Source organism: Thiospirochaeta perfilievii, assembly GCF_008329945.1.
GTDB classification, from domain to species: Bacteria; Spirochaetota; Spirochaetia; order DSM-2461; family DSM-2461; genus Thiospirochaeta; species Thiospirochaeta perfilievii.
In genome coordinates this window covers 2,443,079-2,466,113 of sequence record NZ_CP035807.1, presented here as the reverse complement: position 1 = coordinate 2,466,113, position 23,035 = coordinate 2,443,079, and the positions used below count along the sequence as shown (strand labels likewise).

24 protein-coding genes and 2 pseudogenes are annotated in these 23,035 nt (G+C 31.7%); 13 read left to right on the top strand and 13 right to left on the bottom strand.

The genetic code is table 11. From position 1 onward, the window contains the following. Position 1: 1 nt before the first annotated feature. The 4 genes from EW093_RS11310 to EW093_RS11295 all read right to left on the bottom strand — a co-directional run bounded on the left by EW093_RS11310 (position 2) and on the right by EW093_RS11295 (position 4,441). The gene (locus EW093_RS11310; protein WP_149568515.1) at positions 2-877 is read right to left on the bottom strand and encodes a LysR family transcriptional regulator; all 876 of its coding nucleotides are present in this window, start codon (positions 875-877) and stop codon (positions 2-4) included. Positions 878-945: 68 nt separating this feature from the next. Beyond that, on the bottom strand, positions 946-2,316 hold the full coding sequence (locus EW093_RS11305) for an MATE family efflux transporter (RefSeq protein ID WP_149568514.1): 1,371 nt from the start codon (positions 2,314-2,316) through the stop codon (positions 946-948). After that, positions 2,313-2,747, bottom strand: a complete 435-nt coding sequence (locus tag EW093_RS11300; RefSeq protein ID WP_149568513.1) for a MarR family winged helix-turn-helix transcriptional regulator — start codon at positions 2,745-2,747, stop codon at positions 2,313-2,315. The genes EW093_RS11305 and EW093_RS11300 overlap by 4 nt, the downstream gene beginning before the upstream one ends. A gap of 92 nt (positions 2,748-2,839) precedes the next feature. Next, positions 2,840-4,441 (bottom strand): methyl-accepting chemotaxis protein, encoded by a 1,602-nt coding sequence (locus tag EW093_RS11295; RefSeq protein ID WP_149568512.1) that lies wholly within the window; start codon positions 4,439-4,441, stop codon positions 2,840-2,842. 122 nt (positions 4,442-4,563) lie between these two features. Here EW093_RS11295 and EW093_RS11290 point away from each other — a divergent pair, with 122 nt between their 5' ends. The 9 genes from EW093_RS11290 (at position 4,564) to EW093_RS11250 (ending at position 10,419) form a co-directional block, all read left to right on the top strand. Next, positions 4,564-5,370 carry a PilZN3 domain-containing protein gene (locus tag EW093_RS11290; RefSeq protein WP_149568511.1) on the top strand — a complete coding sequence of 269 codons (807 nt, stop codon included), beginning with the start codon at positions 4,564-4,566 and terminating at the stop codon, positions 5,368-5,370. Beyond that, complete coding sequence (locus EW093_RS11285; RefSeq protein ID WP_149568510.1) at positions 5,367-5,972, top strand: DUF429 domain-containing protein; 606 nt, start codon at positions 5,367-5,369, stop codon at positions 5,970-5,972. The genes EW093_RS11290 and EW093_RS11285 overlap by 4 nt, the downstream gene beginning before the upstream one ends. 73 nt (positions 5,973-6,045) lie before the next feature. After that, complete coding sequence (locus EW093_RS11280) at positions 6,046-6,402, top strand: PadR family transcriptional regulator (protein ID WP_149568509.1); 357 nt, start codon at positions 6,046-6,048, stop codon at positions 6,400-6,402. Beyond that, complete coding sequence (locus EW093_RS11275; RefSeq protein WP_149568508.1) at positions 6,389-7,360, top strand: hypothetical protein; 972 nt, start codon at positions 6,389-6,391, stop codon at positions 7,358-7,360. The genes EW093_RS11280 and EW093_RS11275 overlap by 14 nt, the downstream gene beginning before the upstream one ends. Before the next feature lie 154 nt (positions 7,361-7,514). Continuing rightward, positions 7,515-7,772, top strand: a complete 258-nt coding sequence (locus tag EW093_RS11270; RefSeq protein ID WP_149568507.1) for a hypothetical protein — start codon at positions 7,515-7,517, stop codon at positions 7,770-7,772. Next, on the top strand, positions 7,765-8,313 hold the full coding sequence (locus EW093_RS11265) for a cysteine peptidase family C39 domain-containing protein (RefSeq protein ID WP_149568506.1): 549 nt from the start codon (positions 7,765-7,767) through the stop codon (positions 8,311-8,313). The genes EW093_RS11270 and EW093_RS11265 overlap by 8 nt, the downstream gene beginning before the upstream one ends. 2 nt (positions 8,314-8,315) lie before the next feature. Next, on the top strand, positions 8,316-9,098 hold the full coding sequence (locus EW093_RS11260; protein ID WP_149568505.1) for a hypothetical protein: 783 nt from the start codon (positions 8,316-8,318) through the stop codon (positions 9,096-9,098). Positions 9,099-9,108: 10 nt separating this feature from the next. Next, positions 9,109-9,483: a hypothetical protein gene (locus EW093_RS11255; RefSeq protein ID WP_149568504.1), complete on the top strand. Its 375-nt coding sequence runs from the start codon at positions 9,109-9,111 to the stop codon at positions 9,481-9,483. Positions 9,484-9,510: 27 nt separating this feature from the next. Continuing rightward, positions 9,511-10,419: a TraB/GumN family protein gene (locus EW093_RS11250; RefSeq protein WP_187759686.1), complete on the top strand. Its 909-nt coding sequence runs from the start codon at positions 9,511-9,513 to the stop codon at positions 10,417-10,419. 49 nt (positions 10,420-10,468) lie between these two features. Here the strand turns inward: EW093_RS11250 and EW093_RS11245 are convergent, their stop codons facing one another. After that, entirely contained in the window at positions 10,469-11,161 is a 693-nt protein-coding gene (locus EW093_RS11245; RefSeq protein WP_149568502.1) for a hypothetical protein, read from the bottom strand. A gap of 83 nt (positions 11,162-11,244) precedes the next feature. On the opposite strand from EW093_RS11245, the gene EW093_RS11240 reads away from it, so the two are divergent. Beyond that, the gene (locus tag EW093_RS11240; protein ID WP_149568501.1) at positions 11,245-11,922 is read left to right on the top strand and encodes a Crp/Fnr family transcriptional regulator; all 678 of its coding nucleotides are present in this window, start codon (positions 11,245-11,247) and stop codon (positions 11,920-11,922) included. Between the two features lie 30 nt (positions 11,923-11,952). Here EW093_RS11240 and trxA read toward each other — a convergent pair whose 3' ends face one another. The 5 genes and pseudogenes from trxA to rlmF form a co-directional block, all read right to left on the bottom strand. Further along, the gene (trxA, locus tag EW093_RS11235) at positions 11,953-12,315 is read right to left on the bottom strand and encodes a thioredoxin (protein ID WP_223111598.1); all 363 of its coding nucleotides are present in this window, start codon (positions 12,313-12,315) and stop codon (positions 11,953-11,955) included. 53 nt (positions 12,316-12,368) lie between these two features. After that, the gene (locus tag EW093_RS11230; RefSeq protein WP_281283517.1) at positions 12,369-12,938 is read right to left on the bottom strand and encodes an HD-GYP domain-containing protein; all 570 of its coding nucleotides are present in this window, start codon (positions 12,936-12,938) and stop codon (positions 12,369-12,371) included. A gap of 170 nt (positions 12,939-13,108) precedes the next feature. Beyond that, positions 13,109-13,783: a PAS domain-containing protein gene (locus EW093_RS11225; protein WP_149568498.1), complete on the bottom strand. Its 675-nt coding sequence runs from the start codon at positions 13,781-13,783 to the stop codon at positions 13,109-13,111. 44 nt (positions 13,784-13,827) lie between these two features. Next, positions 13,828-14,214 (bottom strand): annotated as a pseudogene (locus EW093_RS11220) (GNAT family N-acetyltransferase); the annotation flags it as partial. A 141-nt stretch (positions 14,215-14,355) separates the two neighbouring features. Further along, a pseudogene (rlmF, locus tag EW093_RS11215) lies at positions 14,356-15,242 on the bottom strand (23S rRNA (adenine(1618)-N(6))-methyltransferase RlmF). 70 nt (positions 15,243-15,312) lie between these two features. On the opposite strand from rlmF, the gene EW093_RS11210 reads away from it, so the two are divergent. The 3 genes from EW093_RS11210 to EW093_RS11200 all read left to right on the top strand — a co-directional run bounded on the left by EW093_RS11210 (position 15,313) and on the right by EW093_RS11200 (position 18,716). After that, on the top strand, positions 15,313-17,265 hold the full coding sequence (locus tag EW093_RS11210; protein WP_149568496.1) for a GGDEF domain-containing protein: 1,953 nt from the start codon (positions 15,313-15,315) through the stop codon (positions 17,263-17,265). A gap of 64 nt (positions 17,266-17,329) precedes the next feature. Continuing rightward, positions 17,330-17,746 (top strand): Fur family transcriptional regulator, encoded by a 417-nt coding sequence (locus EW093_RS11205; protein ID WP_149568495.1) that lies wholly within the window; start codon positions 17,330-17,332, stop codon positions 17,744-17,746. A gap of 82 nt (positions 17,747-17,828) precedes the next feature. Next, positions 17,829-18,716: a metal ABC transporter solute-binding protein, Zn/Mn family gene (locus tag EW093_RS11200; protein WP_149568494.1), complete on the top strand. Its 888-nt coding sequence runs from the start codon at positions 17,829-17,831 to the stop codon at positions 18,714-18,716. 23 nt (positions 18,717-18,739) lie between these two features. Here EW093_RS11200 and hcp read toward each other — a convergent pair whose 3' ends face one another. The 3 genes from hcp to EW093_RS11185 form a co-directional block, all read right to left on the bottom strand. Next, the gene (gene hcp, locus EW093_RS11195) at positions 18,740-20,365 is read right to left on the bottom strand and encodes a hydroxylamine reductase (protein WP_149568493.1); all 1,626 of its coding nucleotides are present in this window, start codon (positions 20,363-20,365) and stop codon (positions 18,740-18,742) included. A gap of 175 nt (positions 20,366-20,540) precedes the next feature. After that, positions 20,541-21,617: a BMP family lipoprotein gene (locus EW093_RS11190; protein WP_149568492.1), complete on the bottom strand. Its 1,077-nt coding sequence runs from the start codon at positions 21,615-21,617 to the stop codon at positions 20,541-20,543. Between the two features lie 140 nt (positions 21,618-21,757). Further along, positions 21,758-23,035, bottom strand: coding sequence for an O-acetylhomoserine aminocarboxypropyltransferase/cysteine synthase family protein (locus tag EW093_RS11185; RefSeq protein WP_149568491.1), 1,278 nt, complete (start codon positions 23,033-23,035; stop codon positions 21,758-21,760).

Sequence of the window (23,035 nt, the reverse complement as noted above, 5' to 3'; positions counted from 1 at the left end):
ACTAACCCTTACTCTGTTTTAAGTAGTCATAAAAGAGCTTTATAGATCTGTTTTCTACTTCACGATTTTTTGATATAAAATACAAGTTTACTGGAAGAACCTCTTTAAGTCTAATAACTCTAATCCTATCATTAGAAATTTTATCCTCAACAAAGTCTATTGATACACCAACAACATTCTGACTCTCACACAGATGGTGTATTGTAGATAGACTCTCACTCTCATGTTTAATTACTGGAGTTATACCAAGGTCTAAACACTTCTCGATTAATATATGATCTTTACCAGAGTCAATTGCCTTTAAAACAAGCATTTCGTTCTCCAGATCTGTTATAGAGACCTCATCTTTTATAGCAAAAGGATGGTCCTTAGAAACAACTAAGACAATCTCTCCCCTATGAAGTAGGTTATAATTACAATTATCTATCCCCTCATGACATATAATAATGCCTACATCAGCCTGTTCTTGGAATAGATCATTTATAGGGAAGCTATCTGGGTGGTCTTGTATTTTTAATTGTTGATTTGGATGCTCATCGGAAAATGAATATATTAAATCTAGCGGAATAAAAAAGGTAGCAGATGCTGAAACAATTACATTTAAAGCACCTCGACTTCCATTTATAATCCCTATCTCTTTTTTTATATCTTCCATTAGATAACAAATATGCCTAGCCCTAGCATAGAGTAACTCACCAGACTCTGTAGACTCCATACCATGGGAGCCACGAAAAAAGAGCTCTGTTTCAAGCTCTATCTCCAGTTGCTTAATAATTTTACTAAGCCCCTGGGGAGAGATGTATATCTCTTTAGCTGCTGCGGTTATACTCTTTTTTTCATAAACCTTAATAAAACATTGTAGGGCTCTAGTATTCATATATATATTTTAACATTTAGTAATTCATAAAGCCATAATCTTTTTGTTGCTAGGGTTAAACATAATATTTATGCATACTTTTTTTTAACAAAAGACCCCTCTCCCATACCCTTAAAAACCTTAAAGGTAAAAAAGATAGCTATGAACAGTGATAATATTTCCGATATAGGAAAGGCTAACCATACTCCTTGTACTCCCATTATCCTACTAAAAACAAAGGCTAGAGGGAGTAAAAATATAATCTGTCTAGCAAAAGATAGAAAAAGACTTATTGACCCCTTTCCTAAGGCTTGAAAGAGTGTTGATAAAACTATTCCTCCCGCGGAGAATATAAATCCATAACTTATTGTTCTAAGGCAAACAACCCCTATTTCATACATTTGTTCAGAGCTATTAAAGAGTGCTAAAAGAGGTCTTGGAAAGAGTTGAAAAAGTATAAAACCAAATAACATTATTACTGCAGCATAGATTACGCTATACTTTACAGCAGAGGCTACCCTATCATACTTTTTTGCTCCATAGTTATACCCTACTACAGGCATCATCCCTTGGTTCAAGCCAAAAACAGGCATATAGATAAAGGATTGCAGCTTAAAATAAGCCCCAAAAACAGCTACGGATGTTGAGGATATTCCAGCTAGTATTAAATTAAGACCAGTTAACATAAATGATCCTAACAGTTGCATAAAAATTGCAGGGACTCCAACTCTAAAGATCTCTTTAGTTATATTTAAACTATACTTAAACTTACTAAAATCCAGCTCTAAACCTTTCTTGTTTTTTAATACTAGGGTTAGTGCAAATGCCATAGCACATAACTGTCCTATTACAGTTGCTATAGCAGCTCCTGTAACACCTAAAGCAGGAATAAAAAGAAATCCAAATATAAAAATTGGATCTAAAATAATATTTATTAGAGCTCCTAGTAGCTGAATCTTCATAGAGCTAATCATATCCCCTGTAGCCCTTAAAATGTTCATACAAACCTCGGTTAGTATACTTCCAAATGAAAATAACATCACAATTCTTGTATACTGGACAGAGTATTTAATAATTACTGGATCATCTGTAAAAAGCTTAAAAAAGAACTTAGGCAAAATAAATGAAGATATAGCAAGTAGACTCCAAATTGCTATTCCAATTAAAAGTCCATGTTCAGCTGTATTTATAGCTTCATCCTTCTTACCCTCACCTAGTTTCCTAGAAATATATGAGTTTACTCCAACCCCTAGGCCTACAAATATCGATACAATTATCATCTGAATAGGGAATGCAAGGGATAGAGCTGTTAATGCTTTCTCAGATATTCTTGCAACAAAGATACTATCTACTATATTATAAAGAGCCTGAACTATCATAGATATCATTGCAGGCAGAGCCATTTTTAATATTAATATTTTAACATCCATATTACCAAGTTTTTCTGTTTTTTTATTCATTTTAACCCCATTACTGTTATATTTTCTACCATTTGGAATAGAAGATCCCGAAGCTTCTCTACATCTCTACTTTCAATGTTACTAAGCAACATATTTTCCCATTTTTGAAGTCTATTAATCAGTTCTGGAATCAATTCAATACCAGAATCTGTTAAATATACACCACACTCTCTCTTATCCTGTTTGTTGTACCTACGGCTTACATAACCTAAAATCTCTAAATGGTTAACAATTTTTGTAATCGAAGCCTTGTTAATCATAAAATAGTTATTTATCTCCTTTAAATTTGCCCCAGGAAATCTGTTTAAATATAAAAGAGCCTCGGCCTGGGTATTATTTAGATTAAATTCCTTAAAGACCGTATCTCCATACCTATTTTTATGTCTGTGAAGGATAGAAATATCCCTTCCTATAATCTTTTTTTTCTCCATAAAAACCCCAAATAGTTGCTTATGCAACTATATAGAGTAAAAGTTGCTTATGCAACCTAATTGAGTAGATTAATTGATAATTTATGATTTTTTTAGATAGATTTAAGCTCTTCTCCAAGTTTGTTAGCTACCTGATTAAGGTCATCGGCTAAATCCTTAAGTCCATCCATTTCAATGCTAATATTAGAGCTTTTAGAATTTATCTCATCCATATTATTATTTAGGGTAATTACAAAGCTTCCCATATCTGCAAAGTTTTTAGAAACAGTATCATCGTTAACCTTAACAACATTAACAGCTTCTTTTACATTACTTGTTAACTCATTTAATCCTGATGTTGCTGTTAATATCTCATCGCTACCAACCGAGAGTTCCCTAACACTCTGATCTATTTCATGCATAGCAGAACTAACATCCTTAACTTCTGAACTTATTGATACAAAAGCTTCTCCACTATTCTTTACATTATTATCAGTATCCTTTATAGCTTTTACAAGGTCTTTTAAAGTCTCGCTTATTGTTTTTACATTAACAGCACTAGATTCTGCAAGTTTTCTAACTTCATCTGCAACAACTGCAAAACCTTTTCCGGAATCCCCAGCATGGGCTGCCTCAATAGCTGCGTTCATAGCTAATAAGTTAGTTTGGCTTGATATTTTAGATATAATAGTTGTCATCTCTGTTATACTATCTATATGGTCTATAACAGTTTGAAAGGATTTATTTGTTTTAGTTATAACCTTAGCACCGTTTTCAGCAGTTGATAAAAGTTTTGATACTGAACTCATCTTATTATTTATAATGGCGGATACATTTTTTATGGAGGCGACCATCTCTTCTAATGCAGCGCTTGTCTCTACAATGTGTGATGCTTGGCTATCTGATATTTGATCTAACCTGTTTAAACTATCAGAGATTTGCATTAGGGAGTCCTCAGAAATAGAAAATTTATCATTTAGGGAGACAACCTTACCTTTTACAGAGCTAACACTCTCATTTATACCACTTAAAGAGAGCCTTGAAGTCTCTATATTTTTTGAAATACTATCTGTTTTAGACAGCTGATCATTTGATTTTGTAATTATATCCTTTAATAAAGTCTCACGAACTTTACCATTTTCTATCTCTAGGAGGGTTTTATCTATAACACCTTTAACAATTTTTTTATAATTTATAAGAATTAGAACACTTAGAACATAAATGACAATAGGTGCTACTAACTGCTGGGATAATGATCTAGTTAACTCGGTATACTCATTGTTAATAATTCTACGTAGGATATCAATTATAATGTGAGCAGAATAAGTAAATACAACAATATAATTAATTCGGTTACTAAGAATAAAAATAGATGAAAGAAGTATTATTAAAACCCCTGTTCCAGCTTGGGCATAAAAATGCTGCTCCCCAGATATTTTACCTAAAACAGCTGATAAAAGAAGAATAACCGCTACACTTATTACAGTTACCTTACTTGATCTATTATATTTCCCCTTTTTTAAACTGATAAAGGAGTATATTAGTAGAAATAAAACAATAACAAACAAAGTTACATTCATAAAATTTTTAGAAACAAAGTTTAATATTAATACAGGGAAAAGAGAGCATATTAATCCTATCTCAATTATACCTAACATTTGTGCCTTCATACTTATCTCATAACTACTATCTTTATATATTTCACTTATCTTCATTTACATACTCCTATCCTTTAGAATTTTAAACTACAAATGTTAGTAATTCAAATATTTTTTTAAATATAAGATACAGATTCATTTTTGTTGTATATACCTATTTTTAGTTATAGAATTACTTAATGAGACGTCGATTAAATGATATATATAATAATCATAAAGACCACGATATTACATTTAATCAAAGTGTTATTAGATCCCTAGGATTAAAAGTTGATCAAATATATTTAAAGGTTGGGGATAGGAAATTCCCATCTATTTTATACTCTTCATCACTAACAAGCTCAAGGATTATAATAAAATTGACACCACTTCAAATAGAATTCTTAAAAAAAAATAGAAATAACCTAGCAATAAAATACTGCTTTAAAATCCCAACAGAGAAGAGTAATATAGTCTTTTATATAAACTCAAAAATTATAAGTTTAGTCCCCTATGGTAACCAGGAACAAGAGCTCTATTTTGCAACCTTTGAATTTATAAATAGAGCCCCAAACGACCTAATTAGTATTTTAGGGACATATATACAGGATCAAGAAAATAAACATAAGAGAGCAGAAGAGCGATTTGTATTAAACAACCAAAATTGCAACTCATTATTACGAAATAGTATGGAAAATTTTCTATTTATCTCAGGAAAGGGAAGAAGATGTATTTTAACAGAGATATCAATATTTAGTGCAAAAATAATTATAGTAGGGGATAAAAAAGAGTTTAAGGAGAAAACAAGCGTCCTTTTATTAATAAAATATAATGGACTTGATGGAATTGGAGAAATGATGGGAGAGATTACAAGGGTTGATAATATTAATACAAGAAAGGATCTATTTACAATAATAATCACCTTTAATCAGGAGCTAATTCCCCCTACTTACAAGATGTGGATAGCAGAATTCCTTGAAAGGGTTAATATAAAAGGAGTACTATGATTATAGGTATAGATCTAGCAGGCCCTAAAAACCATACAGATACAGCTATATCATTTATAGAAGATAAGAACATAAAAGTTTATAGTGGGTTTTCTGATGATGAGTTATTTAATTTTCTTTTTAAACATAAAGCAAAATACGTTGGAATTGATGCACCCCTATCCTACTCTCAACAAGGAGGATATAGGGAGTCAGATAGAGACTTAAGAACTTATCTAAATAGTTTTGGTTTTACAAAAATAGGTGTTATGCCACCAACTTATAGTAGAATGATATACTTAACATCAAGGGGAATAAGGTTAACTCGACTATTTAGTTTCTTAGATATAAAACCTATTTTATACGAGTGTCATCCAGGAGCCTTTTTAGCCCTAGACAACTACAATTATGAAGATGTTCTTTTGGTAAAAAAATCCATACCTTCAATAAACAATCTTATAAAAGCCATAGAGATTAGGGGTTATACATTTAAAATAAAACCCAAAAATGATCATGAAATTATGTCTGTAGCTGTGGCACTAGCCGTAGAGTCAAAGATAAATGGGAAGATTCATTGGGAGAGTTGTAAAAAAGATATTGATGGCTATCCGTTTATCGCATAACTTTACTAGTTTACACTGTTTACTATTTGACAATACTGTATATCACACACTATTATATAAATAGAGGGAAAGTATGGAAGAGAGAGAAAAGATCATAGAAAACCTGAATCAAGAGCTAAAAAGAGGAACTCTAGTTTTATCCGTTCTTTTTAATACAACAAATAAGTGTTATGGATACTCCCTTGTTAACGATCTAAATAGAGAGGGTATAGAAATTGAACAAAACACACTTTACCCACTATTAAGAAGATTAGATAAACAGGGGTTACTAGAGAGCTTTTGGGATACAACGGATAACAGACCTAGAAAGTATTACCAAATAAGTAGTTTAGGAGTAGAGGTACGAGAAAAACTCTACAGTAGTTGGGTAAAAACCAACTCTATAATTGAAAGCTTTTCAAAAAGAGAGGGAAAAAATGGAAATAATTGATAAGTATATATACGCTATTGGACAAAAATTACCCCTAAAGGGTCGAGAAGAGATTAAACAGGAGTTGAAATCCCTTATTTTAGATGAGATTGAAGAGAAATATGGTACAGATCCAACTCCAGAGAGTATAAATCAAGCAATTAGCGATTTTGGAACTCCAGGTAGAGTAGCTAAAAAATATATAGGAACTCCCCAGGTAATTAGCTCTGGATTTACTGACCTATATTTTATGATACTTAAGATTATTGTAGGCTCTATAGGAATTTCGTTTTTTACAATATTTATTGTTAACCTATTTACAACAAATCCAAAAGGAATAGAGATATTTAGACTTTTTATTAAATTTCCAATAAACACCATACAAGCATCAATTTCCGGAATTGGTTTTTTAACTGTTATATTTATAATTATCACTAAATTCCTAAAGGATAAAGAGGTTGATCTAGAGGAAGATTGGAGTGTAAAAGAGTTAGAATCCATAACCCTTTCCAAGGAGACAGAGTCTAAAGTCGAGTCTATTATAGCAATAATTCTTATACCTATTTTTATAACTCTAATAAATTTATATCCCGATTTTATACAACTCCTAGAAAATCAATTCCTTAAAAGTGGTTTAAGCCTTGGCAATAGAATCAATATGGATGTTTTTTCAGGGTATATCTATATATTTTCAGCTTTAGGTCTACTTCAAGTATATTATCATTTTAAACTTCTAAAGAAGGAGATAAAAACAAAGTCCCTATATGTTTTAGATTTTGTAACATCCCTATCTGAAACTATCTTTATGATAATTATTTTAAGTTCTGATAAACTTTTTATATATAACGGTGTAAATAATGGTCTATTTTCAAAATCCACACTAGGTATAAAACTTATTATTGTTATTAGCTTAGTAGCAGGTATTGGAGAGCTTATATCAAAATTAATAAACTATATAAAAAGTGAAATAGTTGAATAAAAATGCTTAGTTAGCTTAAGAGTGAATCTCTTAAGCTAATACCCTACATATACCTAATTTTATTATACATATCTTACTAGTATTTATATTTTATTTACATATAGACACTATTTTTCTAACATGGCTTATTCCAGAATGGATTGTTAAAATATGGTTGAGCTTAAAAGGATATAAGGTTAAAATTTTTATCTATAAAAAAAGTTGGAATAAGTCATATAAAGGTGATGTACTACTCTATTTAATAGGTTCAGCTATTTTATATATCACTTCAATATTTATTTATGATTATATGCCATTAAGATTGATGGTTAGTTATACAGTTATTTTCAATTTATTATATTTAGATAAATTGATTGGAGACTTTAAAGGGGATCGTAAACACTTTGAGATCTTAGAGGATATACATGACTAAATTAACATTTGAGTTAGTATCCTTAGTTATCCCTAAAGAAGATTTAAAGTTTAAATATGTTCATGAACAAGGTTATGATAATTCATGTGGAGCATCAATAACTTCAAGTTTATTAGATATATATTGGAGAAAAAAGTGCAATGAATACGAACTTCTCGAAAAAATTAAAGATGGTAAATATACCGTTAATTTAAATGATATTTCAGAATTTATTAGTGAATATGGACTACTTACCAAGTCATATGAAATGACTCTAGATCAGCTTATAAATAACTCTGAAAAATATTATCCTATAATTGTCCATTATGATTATCCAAATAAACATTTTGCTTTGTTTTTAGGATATAGAGATTTTAGGATTGTTACTGCTGATCCTGCAAGAGGCATTGAAGTTTTATCAGTAAAACAATTTAATGACAGATGGTCAAATAAAGTTGTTATTGTTGCATCACAAACAGAAAATAGTGATAAAAAAACATTAGAAAAAGCGGTTAATGTTAATCTAAGAAGAATAGATCTGTTACACAGGAGAGCATGGTGATAATGCTTTTATTATCATTTGTTAATATTTCAGCAGAAGATCACCAACGTTTGGGTGTTGAGAAACGTAGGAAACACTTAATTACCCCAAGTATTGGCCTATCTTTTAATTGTGTAAATGGTGATACATCCTATGACATCTATTTAGATAGTAATTTATCTGTTTCTTATAAATATATGAATTATCTTTCTATCTCTTTGAATCAGGAATTTTCAAGAGTAACTACCACTAGAAAAACGAAAAATGGTTTAGCATTAGGTGATTGTGGAGCAAGCTTGAGTCTATATAAAAACTTTGGAGATTACTGGATTAGAGGGGATCTTGGTTATTCCTATCCATTAGGAATTCATAATAATTATCAAGCTAACGTGCGTAATATAATGAGTGGTGATGGATATCATAAACCTAATATTGCGATTAGTCTTTCAAAAATAATTGATCCAACAATATTAAATCTATCAATTGACTATACTCTTAGGTTATTTAAAAAAAGTAGGTTTAAAACTGTTAGTACATTAGGAGTAATCTGCTTTAATGGGGGGATAACAGAGGTATTAAATGATAAACTTGGATATAATATCAAATTTATAAACAGTATATATTTACCAAAGACCGATTTTAACAAAACAAAATGGAATGATACTACAAGCTACATGTCAATTAATTTTAGTTTCTTTTATTACATTGATAAATTAGCAATTAATACTGGGGTAAACAGCCAGTTTGACTCAGGGAGCATTAATCCTAACACAGAAATTGCAACTAGTTACGACATAGAATTTTAGGAGTATAAAATTGAAAAAAATATTTTTAGCGTTATTTATCATCTCAGTCATGAGTTGTAATAATATTGAAGACTGGTATCCAACAGGGGATGTTGGAATAGAGAGTTATCGGGTTTACTTAAATAAGGATACCGAGAAAAAGGAATGCTTATTAAATTACAAAATTAGTAATACAGGAAATGTGGATATATCGACGACAACTTTTTCTTTAACCATAAAGACAGATAAAGGAAGTTATGCAACCTCAGAAATTTTAGAAGTTACTATACAGTCTGGGAAATCAATAATTAATAATAAAACAATCATTTTTATAGAAGACACTGAATTTATTGAAAATCAAGATAATATAATAATAAACTCTATTTTTTTAATTAATAGAATTTAAAGGAAAAGTATGTATAAAATTAAGTTATTGATAAAAAAAATTATTACAATGTGTGCAGTGACCATAGTTATAGGTTCTAGCATATCTTGTTCAAGTACGGCTGATAAAGTCTTAAAGGGTAATGATGTAAGACCACTACTATGGGAACTAAAAAATGGGGATAGGTCTATTTATATAGCTGGTTCAATTCATATTGCCCCTGGGGATATCTACCCTTTAGATGATTCTTTTTATCAGGCTATAGAAAATTCTGATCACTTTGTATTAGAAGCTGATGCTTCATTAACTACCACCCCAGAATTTCAAAAGTTTATAATTGAGACATCCCTACTCCCAGATAATGATGATCTTGCTAATTATGTAGATGAGAATCATAGGAGACAAATAACAGAGATTTTAACTCCGTACAATATGACTTTCGAACATATTAGGATATTTAAGCCCTGGATGGTTTCAGCAGTAATTTCGGATTATAAGACTAAAGAATTTGGATATAGTTCTGAGAATGGAGTAGATATTCACTTACAGGCTGTGGCTGATGAAATGGGATTAGATACTATGTACCTAGAGTCTGCAGAGTCTCAGATATTACTAAGGGATTCTTACCCAAAGGAGTATCAAATTGCGGAGTTAATATCCACAATTGATAATGTAAATACTTTTGGAGACTATTATGAGAATTTAATAAGTGCTTGGAAATTGGGAGATACAAAAAGAATAAAAAATATAATTGATGAATCTTTATTGTTATCAAAAGGTGATGAGTTTTTAGATCTGCTCTTTTATCAAAGAAATAAAAACTGGTTAGAAGCGATAGAGGGATTCCTAGAGACCAATGATAACTACTTTATTGTTGTTGGTGCCGGCCATTTAGTTGGAGATGGTAGTTTAATAAATTTGTTAAAAGATAAAGAGTATGATGTTAATAGATTATAAATAAAAAAGCTGTTGCTAAAACCTTATGACCTTTAGCAACAGCCATTCCTTAATTTATAGAAGTTTGATCTAATAATTCAAGAGTGTTTAAAATTGAATAAAGCTCGGCATAACCTTCATCTGTTACACTACTTAATGCAAAACATACCATATGATCATTCACCTTTTTACAAAACCAATTTTGGTATATTGTTGAACCCTGAATAACCATTCCATAACTATAAGTATAAAACTCAACACCATTTATAGTTTCTGTAGCAGTTTCTGATTCATCAATAATATTAAGACCACCTTCCTTAAGTAGTTTTTTTACATGCCATAGGTAGTCTTCACCATTTTCAACTCCAGGGGAGTATGTTAGGTTTTCACTAATTAATTGAAAAAGTATATTTTCTTCTACAGGTTCACCAAAAGCATATTTTGATGCTAATAAAATATTATATGTCTGAACAGCCATAATCTCTTGGATGTCTACTGATGACTCACCATCAACATCAAATACCTGTGACCCTAACTCCTCGACATATCTTTTAGTCTCATCATCATGAATAGTATAGGATTCTGGGATATCTAGTTTAAATCCGTAATACTTGTTTACATACTCTCCAGCCTCATATGTTCCATAAACATCTAGAATATTTGGTTCATAATTCTCTGCTGTTTCACTCTTAGTTGTTGTACAACCTGAAAAAATTAGTAACGCTAAGCTAATAATAGCTATTTTTTTTAGTTTGTTAATCAATTTTTATCTCCTTTTTTAAAATAGAGTATCATAAAGAGGTTAACTAATATATACAAAAAAAGTACCATTTATTAGAGGTTAAAATGGAAAAAAGAGAGTTATTAGCAGTAGCAGAATCACCAATATTTAAGAATATTGATATTAACCAATTAAACAGGATATTAACGTCCCACCAACCAATTATTAAATGGTTTAAAAAAGGGGAGACTGTTTGGTTTCAGAGTCAAGTTTTAGATAAATTAATTATTGTTATTGATGGGAAGCTAAAAGCTCAAATGGCTTCAGATGATGGAAAAATAATCAATATGGAGGAGTTTGGGAAGTATCAACCAGTTGCTATCCCCGTTCTATTTTCTAAAAATCAAAAACTTCCTGTTACTCTTTTTGCAAAAGAGGATAGTCAAGTTTTTTTACTACCTAAGGAGATGTTATTAAGCTGCTGTATGGCGAATCAAGATATACTGGAAAATACACTGTCGGTAATGTCAACAAAGGTGGATTTTTTATCTAAAAAGATAAACTTTTTGCAACTTAATAATATAAAGCAGAAGATTGCCACTATACTATTACAAGAGTCTAAAAAAGTAAATTCAAAGAGTTTTATCTTAAGTAAAACTAAGGAAGAACTATCAAAAGAGATGGCAGTTACAAGGCCTAGCCTTTCAAGGGAGTTTAAAAACCTAATTACCCAAGGAATAATAAAACAGGATAAAGAGTATATAACTATATTAGATTACACTCTATTAAAGGAGTACAGATAGATAATTAAAAGCACCCGAAGGTGCCATTAATTATATTTTTAGAATATCCTTCATTGTTTGTACTAATTGTGGTTTAGGAGGAGCTCCTGCTGCCAACTGAGGTTTTCCTTCCATTGGTACATATAAAAGAGTTGGAATACTTTGAATACCAAACATAGCCGCTAACTCTTGCTGAGCCTCAGTATCTACCTTATATATATGAACTTTACCTTCAAACTCTTTAGCTAAATCCTCTAAGATTGGAGCAACCCTTTTACATGGACCACACCAGTCTGCGTAAAAATCTATTAAACAAGGTAGATCACCCTTATAACTCCACTCCGCACCTTCTTTTCCATCTAAACCACAGGTACAGATTTTTTCCTTAAAACTTTCTAATGTTAAATGCTCCATAATATCTCCTTATCTATATATATGAATATACTAATATTTAATCATTTCGACAACTACAAATCATCAAAATTAAATACTTCCTCCATTGAATTTGTAAAAATATCATTAAATTTACCATTAAACTCAATAAAAAGATCTACTAACACTGGATCAAAGTGCCTACCTCTCTCCTCTAAAATCATACCCATAACTTTTTCATGGGGGATAGGATCCTTATATGGCCTTTTAGATCTTAAAGCATCATATACATCAGCTAAGGCCATCATTCTTGCAGAGATTGGAATATCCTCCCCCTCTAAACCGTATGGATACCCGGAACCATCCCACTTCTCATGGTGAAAAAGGGTAATTTCCTTTGCAAACTTCAGAAAATTATCATCATCTTTACACTCACTAACCCTCATCAATGCCTCATTTCCATGAATTGGGTGCATTTTCATTATATCAAACTCTTCATCAGTTAATTTATCCGGCTTTAATAATATATTATCAGGAATAGCTACCTTTCCTATATCGTGTAGTGGGGCAGAACTCCAGAGCTGAACTAACTCATACTCAGTATAGTCTAAACTACTGCTAATACATTCTACTAGAAATTTTACATATAGTTTTGTTCTTTTGATATGTTCTCCAGTCTCATTATCCCTATATTCAGAAAGTGTTGCTAAAGACTCTAAAAGTAGAGATTGAGTGCTTCTTAGTACTAATGTTCGTTTATTAACAGTCTCTTCTAGGGAGACTAGGGTCTCTTCTAGTTCCTTCTGTATTGTTAAAAGCCCAGTAAGATCTTCTTTTAAACCAACATATTTAATAATTTCTCTGTTTTCATCAAAAACAGGAGTAATGATAACAGATTCTCGATACTCCTCTCCACTCTTTTTTTATTACAAAACTCACCCTTCCATACCCTACCAGAAGTTAAGGTTAACCACATATCTTTGTAATCTGTAACAGAGTTCTCTGACTTTAGTATCCTAGGGTTTTGACCAATTAAAGAGTCATAATCATAACCGGTTATTTCACAGACCCTAGGGTTTACACTCTCTATAATCCCATCACTATCTGTTATCATTATAGAAATTGGGCTATTATCAATTGCCATTGATAATATTTTATTTTTTTCACTTATCTTTTTATTATTTGCAACAACTAAAGCTGTAGAATTCTTAAATACTGAGTATATAAAAGTAGGATTTGAAGTTAAATCTAAATATCCAACAAAGTTTTTATTAGAAAAAACACCCTCTATTTCTTTATCTTTATTTAGATTAATAAAAAATGGTATGTTTAAAATTATCTCTATTTCACTCCATAGGAAGTCTTCAATAAGATAAAAATCAAAGTTGTTATTTGGAGGATTATTGATATTATAACATAGGGTGGCTATGATATTTTTACAACCTAGGAAGTCTAAGATTTTTTTATATTTATTACAATTTTCTTCCTTAGTTAATAATAGAAACCTCATAAAAAAATTGTAAGAGTAAAAGAGACACAATGCAATTATTTTTACTATTCTAGTAAATTATTTAATAAAACATAGTGACTATGGTCCTGCCACTGACCATTTATCTTTAGGTATTTTTTACTAAGCCCTTCATTAACAAAGTTTAATCTTTCTACAACATTTATTGATTTTATATTTTTAGGAATAATATTAGCCTCTATACGGTGTAATTTATACTGATTAAAAGCAATATCAATCACCTTATTTAAGGCCTCGCCCATATAACCCATACCTTGAAACTTCTCACCAAGTTTATACCCTAAAAAACATGAAAGAAATGGGCCATAAACTATATTAGAAATATTGATTTGACCTATAAGTTGTCCTTCTAAAAATATTCCAAGACTGATACCACTTTTGTTATTATTAGTTTCTATCTGTTGTTGTATAAGGTTTAAAAGATTCTCTTTTTCAAAATATGAGTTATCCCTTTTAGGCTCCCAAACAGCTAAAAATCTCGATTATTAACTAAAAAATCCATAAAAGAGTCTAAATCCTCTTTTAATAAGGGTCTTAGTATTAACCGATTGGTTCTATACACCATTAGAAAAGCTCCAAGCCAAAATTCTACTGATCTTCTGCCCCTGACTCATCTCAATAACTTTAACCTTCTTAGCACCAGCCTTTCTAGCAATATGCTTTAAAGGTCTAACATTATCGTTTTTAGAAACAAGTGTAGTAAACCATAAAACTTGATCCTTAAAAAGAATACTCTCGTTTATCATTTTTTTAATAAAGAAGACTTCTCCTCCAGGACACCATAACTCAGCTTTCTGGCCTCCGAAATTCATTTCATTATCGATTTTATTCTCTCTACTTTTATTTAAATTCTTAACTTTCCTTAAATTACTTTGAACAGCCTCATTAAGGGAGGAGTGAAATGGAGGGTTACAAATTGTTAAATGATAATACTCGTCCTCATTTATAATTCCCTTAAAAATATTACTCTTATTACCTTGTAAAACTAGTTCTATTTTACTCGCTATATTTTTATTTGAGCCAACTATTCTTTTTGCATTTTCTAGGGATATTGGATCAATATCTACACCTTTAAAGTTCCAGCGGTATATAGAAACACCTAAAAGAGGATAGATACAGTTTGCTCCAACACCAATATCGAGAACCTTTTTATCTCCATCAATATTTTTTATTAAATCATTAACATAGTGGATATAGTCAACTCTACCAGGTATGGGGGACATAAAAAACCACTAGGAATATCCCAACTTTCTATACCGTAATAGAAGTTTAAAAGAGCTTTATTTAAGCTTATTACGGCATCTCTATTACTAAATTCAATGGTTTCGTCACCCTGGGGATTTGGCTTTAAAAAATCCTTAAGGTCAGGAGATACTTTTACTAACTCTTTAAAATTATATCTTCCTATATGTTTATTATTTGGGTGTAATCTACCTTTCATCAAAACTCCTACCATTAATGTACCATTAATAAGCTTGAATTAGGAATGGTCTTAAAATAGAATTATAAGGATGAGGATAAAAAAAATATTTATAGCTATATTATTACTACCTCTAACAATGTTAAGCTCTAAGGATAAAAACATACTTCTACTACATTCATACTCCTCAAATTATTCTTGGACAAAAAATATTGAACAGGGAGTTATGGACAGATTAGAAAGTAGTAACATTAGTATAGATATTAAAATTGAAAATTTAGACATAATAAATAATAAGGATAAACAGTTTAAACTTTTATATGACCTATACAGTCTAAAATACCCTAATAACATGTTTGATATAATAATAACTGCAGATAATGACGCCTTAGATTTTGTAAAAATGTATAGGGATAAAATTTGGGGGCCGGTTCCAACAATATTTTGTGGAGTAAACGGATATAATAAAGAGATATTAGATGGTATCACCAATATATCAGGTATAGTTGAGAGCGAGGATATTGAGGATACAATTGATATAATACTACAACACAACCCTCAACTAGAGAGCATACTTTTTTGGAGTATGAACCATAAAATAGCTATAAACAACGTTAAATTAGCAGAGGATTATATAAAAACAAAAAGTGCTAAGATTAAAGTTATAAAGTTAAAAGGGGATGACTTATATGAGAGTATTAATAGGTTTTCCTATTTAACACAGAGAGATGCTATACTTCTTTTTAGTTCTTTAAGGGATGATTTTGGTCATATAATTCCTGCTAAGAAAGTGGGGACTTTAATATCTAATATGAGTTTTGCTCCAGTTTATGCTCTCCATGATATCTACTTAAACACAGGTGTAATTGGTGGTAAGGTAGTTAGTGGATACCATCAAGGAGAAGAAGCTGCAAATTTCTTAATAAAACTGCTTAATGGAAGGGATATTACTACACTACCTATTATGACCAATAGCCCCAATAGGTATATTTTTGACGAAACCGCCTTATATAAGAGTAATATAGAAAAGAGTTTAAACCCTAAAGATAGCATCTATGTAAATCCCAGACCATCATTTTATAGACAACATACCTATGAAATCCGTTTTTTTTCCATTTTTATTCTAACACTAGCATCAATTATTCTTTTTTCCATACTATATAGATTAAAAAAACAGAGAATTAGGGAGACTCATTTATTAATTCAAAGGAGTGCAATTTTTGATCTATCTAGTAATCTTTTTTGTATTGCAACACCTGATGGAAGGGTTATTCAGCTAAATAAATCTTGGATGGATGTACTAGGTTGGAATAATGAAGAGCTATTAAATGAACCTCTATTAAAATATATTCACCCTGATGATAAAGAACTTTTATCTAAGGAGATGAAGAAGATAAAAAAAGGTTACACATTAGAAAATTTTCAAAGTAGATATCTATGTAAAAATGGGGGCCATAAGTGGTTATCTTGGAACTCATTTACCTCCCCTGGGGATAAGGATATAGTGGTTTCCGCTAGGGATATAACCCAGGAGAAGATTCATAGTGAGGAGTTAGAAAGGTTAGCAACCCAGGATGAGTTAACATCTATTCACAATAGAAGGAATATTCTTAATATCTTTTCAAAAGAGCTGTCTAGAGCTCAAAGGTTCAACTTACACCTAGGAATATTTATGATAGATATTGATCATTTTAAGGATATTAACGATAGATATGGACATCAAAAAGGGGACGAGATACTAAAAAAGGTTACAAACTATTTTTTAGAAACTCTAAGAGATATCGATTCCATTGGGAGGTATGGTGGGGATGAATTTATTGTAATTCTCCCTGAATCTAATAAGGATGCAACAATAAAAGTGGCCCAAAGAATGAGAAAATACGTTCAGGATAAATTCCTAAAGAAAGATATACAAGTTACAATTAGTATAGGTTGCACTATTTTAAATCCTAAAAATGATAACCCTGGTGACTTAATAGAAATAGCAGACAAAGCACTATATAACTCTAAAAACAGCGGAAGAAATAGGGTATCATTCAAATAATGATAGTTATATACTATTTATTAATTTGCTAACATCTAGGTTAACCTAGTATGCAGGAGACAGTATGGGCAGATGTGATTCAAAAGAGTTATTAAAATCTAAAGGAATGAAGGCTACAAAACAGCGAGTCCAAATATTAGAAGAGATTATAGTTAAACAGAGAGTTTTTTCAGTAAATGATCTATATAAAGAGTTAAATAATGATATGGATTTAGTTACGGTTTATCGTGTACTTAATTTATTCAATGATAAAAATATTGTAAGAGAAATTTTCAGTAATAATGATTCAAAAATGTATGAACTCTCCTGTATACATAATCCTGTCCACCCCCATTTCAACTGTAAAAAATGTGGAAAGATCTACTGCCTAGAAGCTATAGATGAAAAAAATCTAATCAGCTTAAAGAAAAGTTGTCCAGGTTTTACCATTGAAAATATATCAATGCAATTTTCAGGAATTTGTGATAAATGTTCTAAATAGTAATTTTGTTATTGACAATATATCCACTTTTTACATACTCTAAATGCAACTAATTTGCATTTAAAACAAAAGGAGAAACTACATGAAAAAAATATCTATACTGTTTATATCATTACTGCTACTACCAATAGGACTTTTTGCCAGCAGTAATTTAGAGACGGAAAGTAAAGGGTTAACAATATTTACCAGTGTTTTACCACAAAAATACTTTGTTGATAGAATTGGTGGAGATAGGATTACATCCTATGCCCTTGTAGGACCTGGGAAAAGCCCAGCGACATACCAACCTACACCCAGCCAAATAGGGCGACTAAGTAGAGCTGATACACTATTTACAACAGGTGTACCCTTTGAAGAGACATATTTAGATAAGGTTTTAGAGACACTTAGTTCATTAAAGGTTATTGATACTTCTGCTGGAATTATCAAAAGGTCAATTGAATCCCACGACCATGATGAAGACCATGATGAAGACCATGATGAAGCACTTGATCCCCATGTTTGGCTATCCCCAACTCTTGCTAAGATACAGGCTAAAAACATATTAGATGCCATTATAGAACTGGATCCAGATGGAGAGAGGGAGTATTTAAATGGATTTAACAGTCTAGTATCAGATTTAGATGATGTTATTGTTAAAATACATACAATATTAGATCCATTAAAAGGGAAAATCCTATTTGTATATCACCCCTCTTTTGGATATTTTGCCGATGAATTTGGCTTAAAACAGATTGCAATTGAGACAGGAGGTAAGGAGCCTACCCCTTCAATAATAGAGAAAATTATTGATCAGGCCCAAAAATCTAATGTTAAAATGATAATTGTACAACCTGAGTTTTCCCAAAAAAGCGCCTCAATTATAGCCGATGCTATAGATGGAAAAGTAACAACACTAAATCCTCTAGATCCAGACTATATTAATAATCTAATTAATATAGCAGTGGAAATAGAAAAGGCATATAGATAATAATAGGGGCATTGCCCCTATTATTAAACAGCTTCACCCATAAAGAGTTTAATATCTTCCCCAACTTCTCCCATTGGAGATATTCCAAAATTCTCTACTAGTACATTCGCTACATTTTCTGATAAAAAGGCTGGTAATGTAGGCCCTAAGTGAATATTTTTAACACCTAGATATAATAGGGCCAATAGAACAATAACTGCTTTCTGCTCATACCATGCTATATTATAAGCAATTGGAAGATCATTAACACTTTCTAAACCAAATATCTCCTGTAGTTTTAATGCAATAAGAACAAGGGAGTAGGAGTCATTACACTGTCCAGCATCTAATACCCTTGGGATTCCACCAATATCTCCTAAGTTTAACTTATTGTATCGATATTTTGCACAACCGGCTGTTAATATAACTGTGTCATTTGGAAGAGCTTGGGCAAACTCAGTATAGTAGTTTCTCCCCTTTTGTCTACCATCACACCCAGCCATTACAAAGAACTTTTTAATAGCTCCAGTTTTAACAGCATCTACAACTTTATCAGCTAGAGCAAATACTTGTTCATGGGCAAATCCACCAATTATCTTACCTGTTTCAATCTCTGTAGGAGCTTTGCAACCCTTTGCTTGATTAATTACTTCTGAAAAATCGTGGTTAGAAATATGTTTCACTCCACTAAAACCAGTCTCACCAGTTGTATATATTCTATCTATATACTCCTTAGTAGGCGGAACTAAACAGTTTGAAGTCATAATAATAGGGCCGTTAAACTTAGCAAACTCCTCTTTCTGAGCCCACCAAGCGTTACCGTAATTCCCAGCAAAATGATCATATTTCTTAAATGCGGGGTAGTATTGAGCAGCTAACATCTCAGAGTGAGTATAGACATCTACACCACTATTTTCTGTCTGTTTTAATAACTCATCTATATCTTTTAAATCATGACCACTGATAAGTATTCCAGGATTACTTCTAACCCCAAGATCAACCTCACTAATTTCTGGATGTCCATAAGCCTCAGTATTTGCTTTATCTAATAGAGCCATACACTCTACACCATATTTACCTGTCTCAAGTGTTAAAGATACTAACTCATCCACACTTTTACTATCATCTGCTGTTGCGGCTAAGGCTTTAAACATAAAAGTATATATATCTTGATTAAAGTTTTCTAAAGCTCCAGCATGGGAAACGTAGGCTGCTATACCTTTTAGACCACCAACTATAAGTTCTCTAAGAGAACGGATATCCTCATCCTTTGTAGATAATATTGATGCAAAAGTTCCCTGTAACTGATACTCAGAAACTGAAGTAGGCTCCCATAAGGCAGATGATGGAGCATCTGATAAGTCTAACCCCTTTGCAATAGCTCTAGCTTTCAAGTCTGCTTTTAACGCTAATGCTTTTGTAATCTCTTCTTCAAATATTTCATCATTAAAGTTAGCATTTGTAATAGTTTTAAAAAGTCCAGCTGTAATTAACTGTCCCTCGACCTTTCCAGAATTAAGTTTTTGGGCATAGTATGAAACACCCTTTAAAGTATAAATTAAAACATCCTGTAATAGAGCTGTTTCATCTTTTTTCCCACATACACCAGCTGAACCTGTGCAACCCTTATTTCCTGCAGCTTCCTGACACTGATAACAAAACATTGACATAAATAATCTCCTTTATTCTTACTGTTAAACCTAATTTAACACAGAGAAAAAAATGAGGATGTAACCTATGTTACGATGTTATATAAAAATCCTACTATTTTAATAGGATACTATTATAAATAAAAAAGGGAGATCAAAGACCCCCCTCATTTATATTAGTAAATAGCTAAAACTACTATTTATATAAGTCACCTTTCTCATCAGAAACAATGAACTCACCATTTTGTAATTTTTTGAATACATCATTTACTGTAGACTCAATAGCTGGAGTTAAGTTAGGGTTAACTTCTGGTATACCTACACCATTATTAGCAGCATTAAATGTTAATACCTGGGCACCAGGGAAAGTACCATTTAATTCAGCTTGAATCATATCAAAAGCTGCATTGTCAATTTTCTTCATTGCAGAAGTTAAAATAACAGACTTATTCTCTTCGTAGATACCTTCCGAGTATTGGTCTACATCAACACCAACTATCCAGAATTTTTCTCCCGCTTTAACTCTATTTTTAGCTTCGTTTATTGCACCAACACCTACACCACCAGCGGCACAGAAAATTGCATTTACACCTTTATCAAACATTTGAGCAGCAAGTTGTTGACCAGCAGCTACATTATCAAAAGTACCTTGGTATATAATATTCTCAGCATCAAGTGCTATATCAGTACTTAAATTATCATTTGCATAAGCTATACCCTGTTGGAATCCCCAGTTAAATTTCTGTACAGGAGGAATCTCCATACCACCAATAAAACCAACTGAACCAGTAGAAAGTTTAAGTGCTGTAGCAATACCTGCTAAAAATCCTGCTTCTTGCTCTGCAAAAAAGATAGAAACTGTATTTAACTTTACTAAAGAGTTATAATCTCCAGGATGAGGAATACCATCAATTAAAACAAATTTTGCATCTGAATATTTCTCCTGAGCTTTGTAGATAGTTGTTTCAAATTTGAAACCCGGAGTTACTATAAATTTATAACCAGCATCGTATAAGTTTCCAACCTCTTTCAAATAATCAGCTTCTGTTGTACCAACAGGCTTTAAGTATTTAATCTGTGTACCTAACTCATCACCAGCTCTTACAATACCTTCCCATGTTCCTTGGTTAAATGATTTGTCATCAATTGACCCTGAATCTGTAACCATTCCAATTTTAAAAGTAGATTCTTTCGAAACTTCACTGTTACTGTTTGCAAAAGTACTAGCAGCAAAAATAACCATCATCAATAATAATAATCCAATTTTTTTCATTAAATATCTCCTATTTAGAAGTATATTAAATCTGTTTCTGAAATACGGCAACTAAAAAATGTAATATTTTGAAATATTTTTTATCTTTTTACAAAAACTTACATGCATGAATAAAGACCCCTTTCAAGAAGGGGCCTATCTTAAGCTTTTAATGCTCTATCTAAATCTTGAATAATATCATCAATATTCTCTATACCAATGGATAATCTAATTAACCCAGGAGTAATTCTTCCTTTCTTCTGAGCCTCTTCACTTAGTTGAGAGTGTGTAGTACTAGAGGGATGTACAGCCAATGATTTAGCATCACCAACATTTGCAACATGACTAAATAGCTCTAGTGAGTTAATAAATTTCTCTCCTGCATCCTTTCCACCCTTAACTTCGAAAACAACCATTCCACCAGCACCATTAGGAAGCTTCTCCTTTGCAAGTTCATAGGATTCATCACCCTCTAAACCTGGATAATTTACCCACTCCACGTCCTTATGCGCCTGTAAATACTTAGCAACTTTTAGAGCATTTTCACTGTGTCTCTCCATTCTAAGAGCCAATGTTTCAATTCCCTGTAGAAACTGCCACGCGTTATCTGGAGAAATTGCTGCTCCTAAATTTCTTAAAGGAACCAACCTTAACCTTAAAGCGTATGCCATCTTATTTAGATCACCTAGGTCATGGGCAAATCTTAAATTTTGGTAACTCGCTTCTGGCTCATTAAAAAGAGCAAACTTTGGAATAGTCCAGTCAAAATTACCAGAGTCTATAACAATCCCACCTATACCTATACCGTGGCCACCCATCCATTTAGTCAACGAGTGAACAACTATATCTGCACCATCTTCAATTGGCCTATACAGGTATGGGGTAGTAAAAGTACTATCAACAATTAAAGGAACTTCATACCCATGGGCAATATCTGCATACTTTTTAATATCAACAAAGTTTAGGGATGGATTACCAATAGTCTCGGTATAAACAGCCCTAGTTTTTTCATTGATAGCTGATTTTAAACCTTCATAATCCCCATTTTCAATAATATGAACCTTAATACCTAAGTCCGGTAGTATATTGTTAAACATTGTATATGTTCCACCATATAGGTTACTTGTAGCTACAATCTCATCTCCAGCTTTAGCTAAATTTATTATTGCGTAAAAAATAGCGGAAGTACCAGAGGATAGGGCAACTGCTGCTACACCTCCCTCTAAAGCTGCAACTCTCTGCTCTAAAACATCTTGAGTTGGGTTATTAAGTCTTGTATATATATTACCTAACTCCTTAAGGTGAAAAAGGTCCCTTGCGTGTTTTGCATCTCTAAAGTGGTAGGCACTTGTTCTACTTAAAGGAACAGCACATGTACCATCACCCTTCTCTCTATCATAACCTGCATGCAGTGCTAAGGTTTCAAATTTTTGACTCAT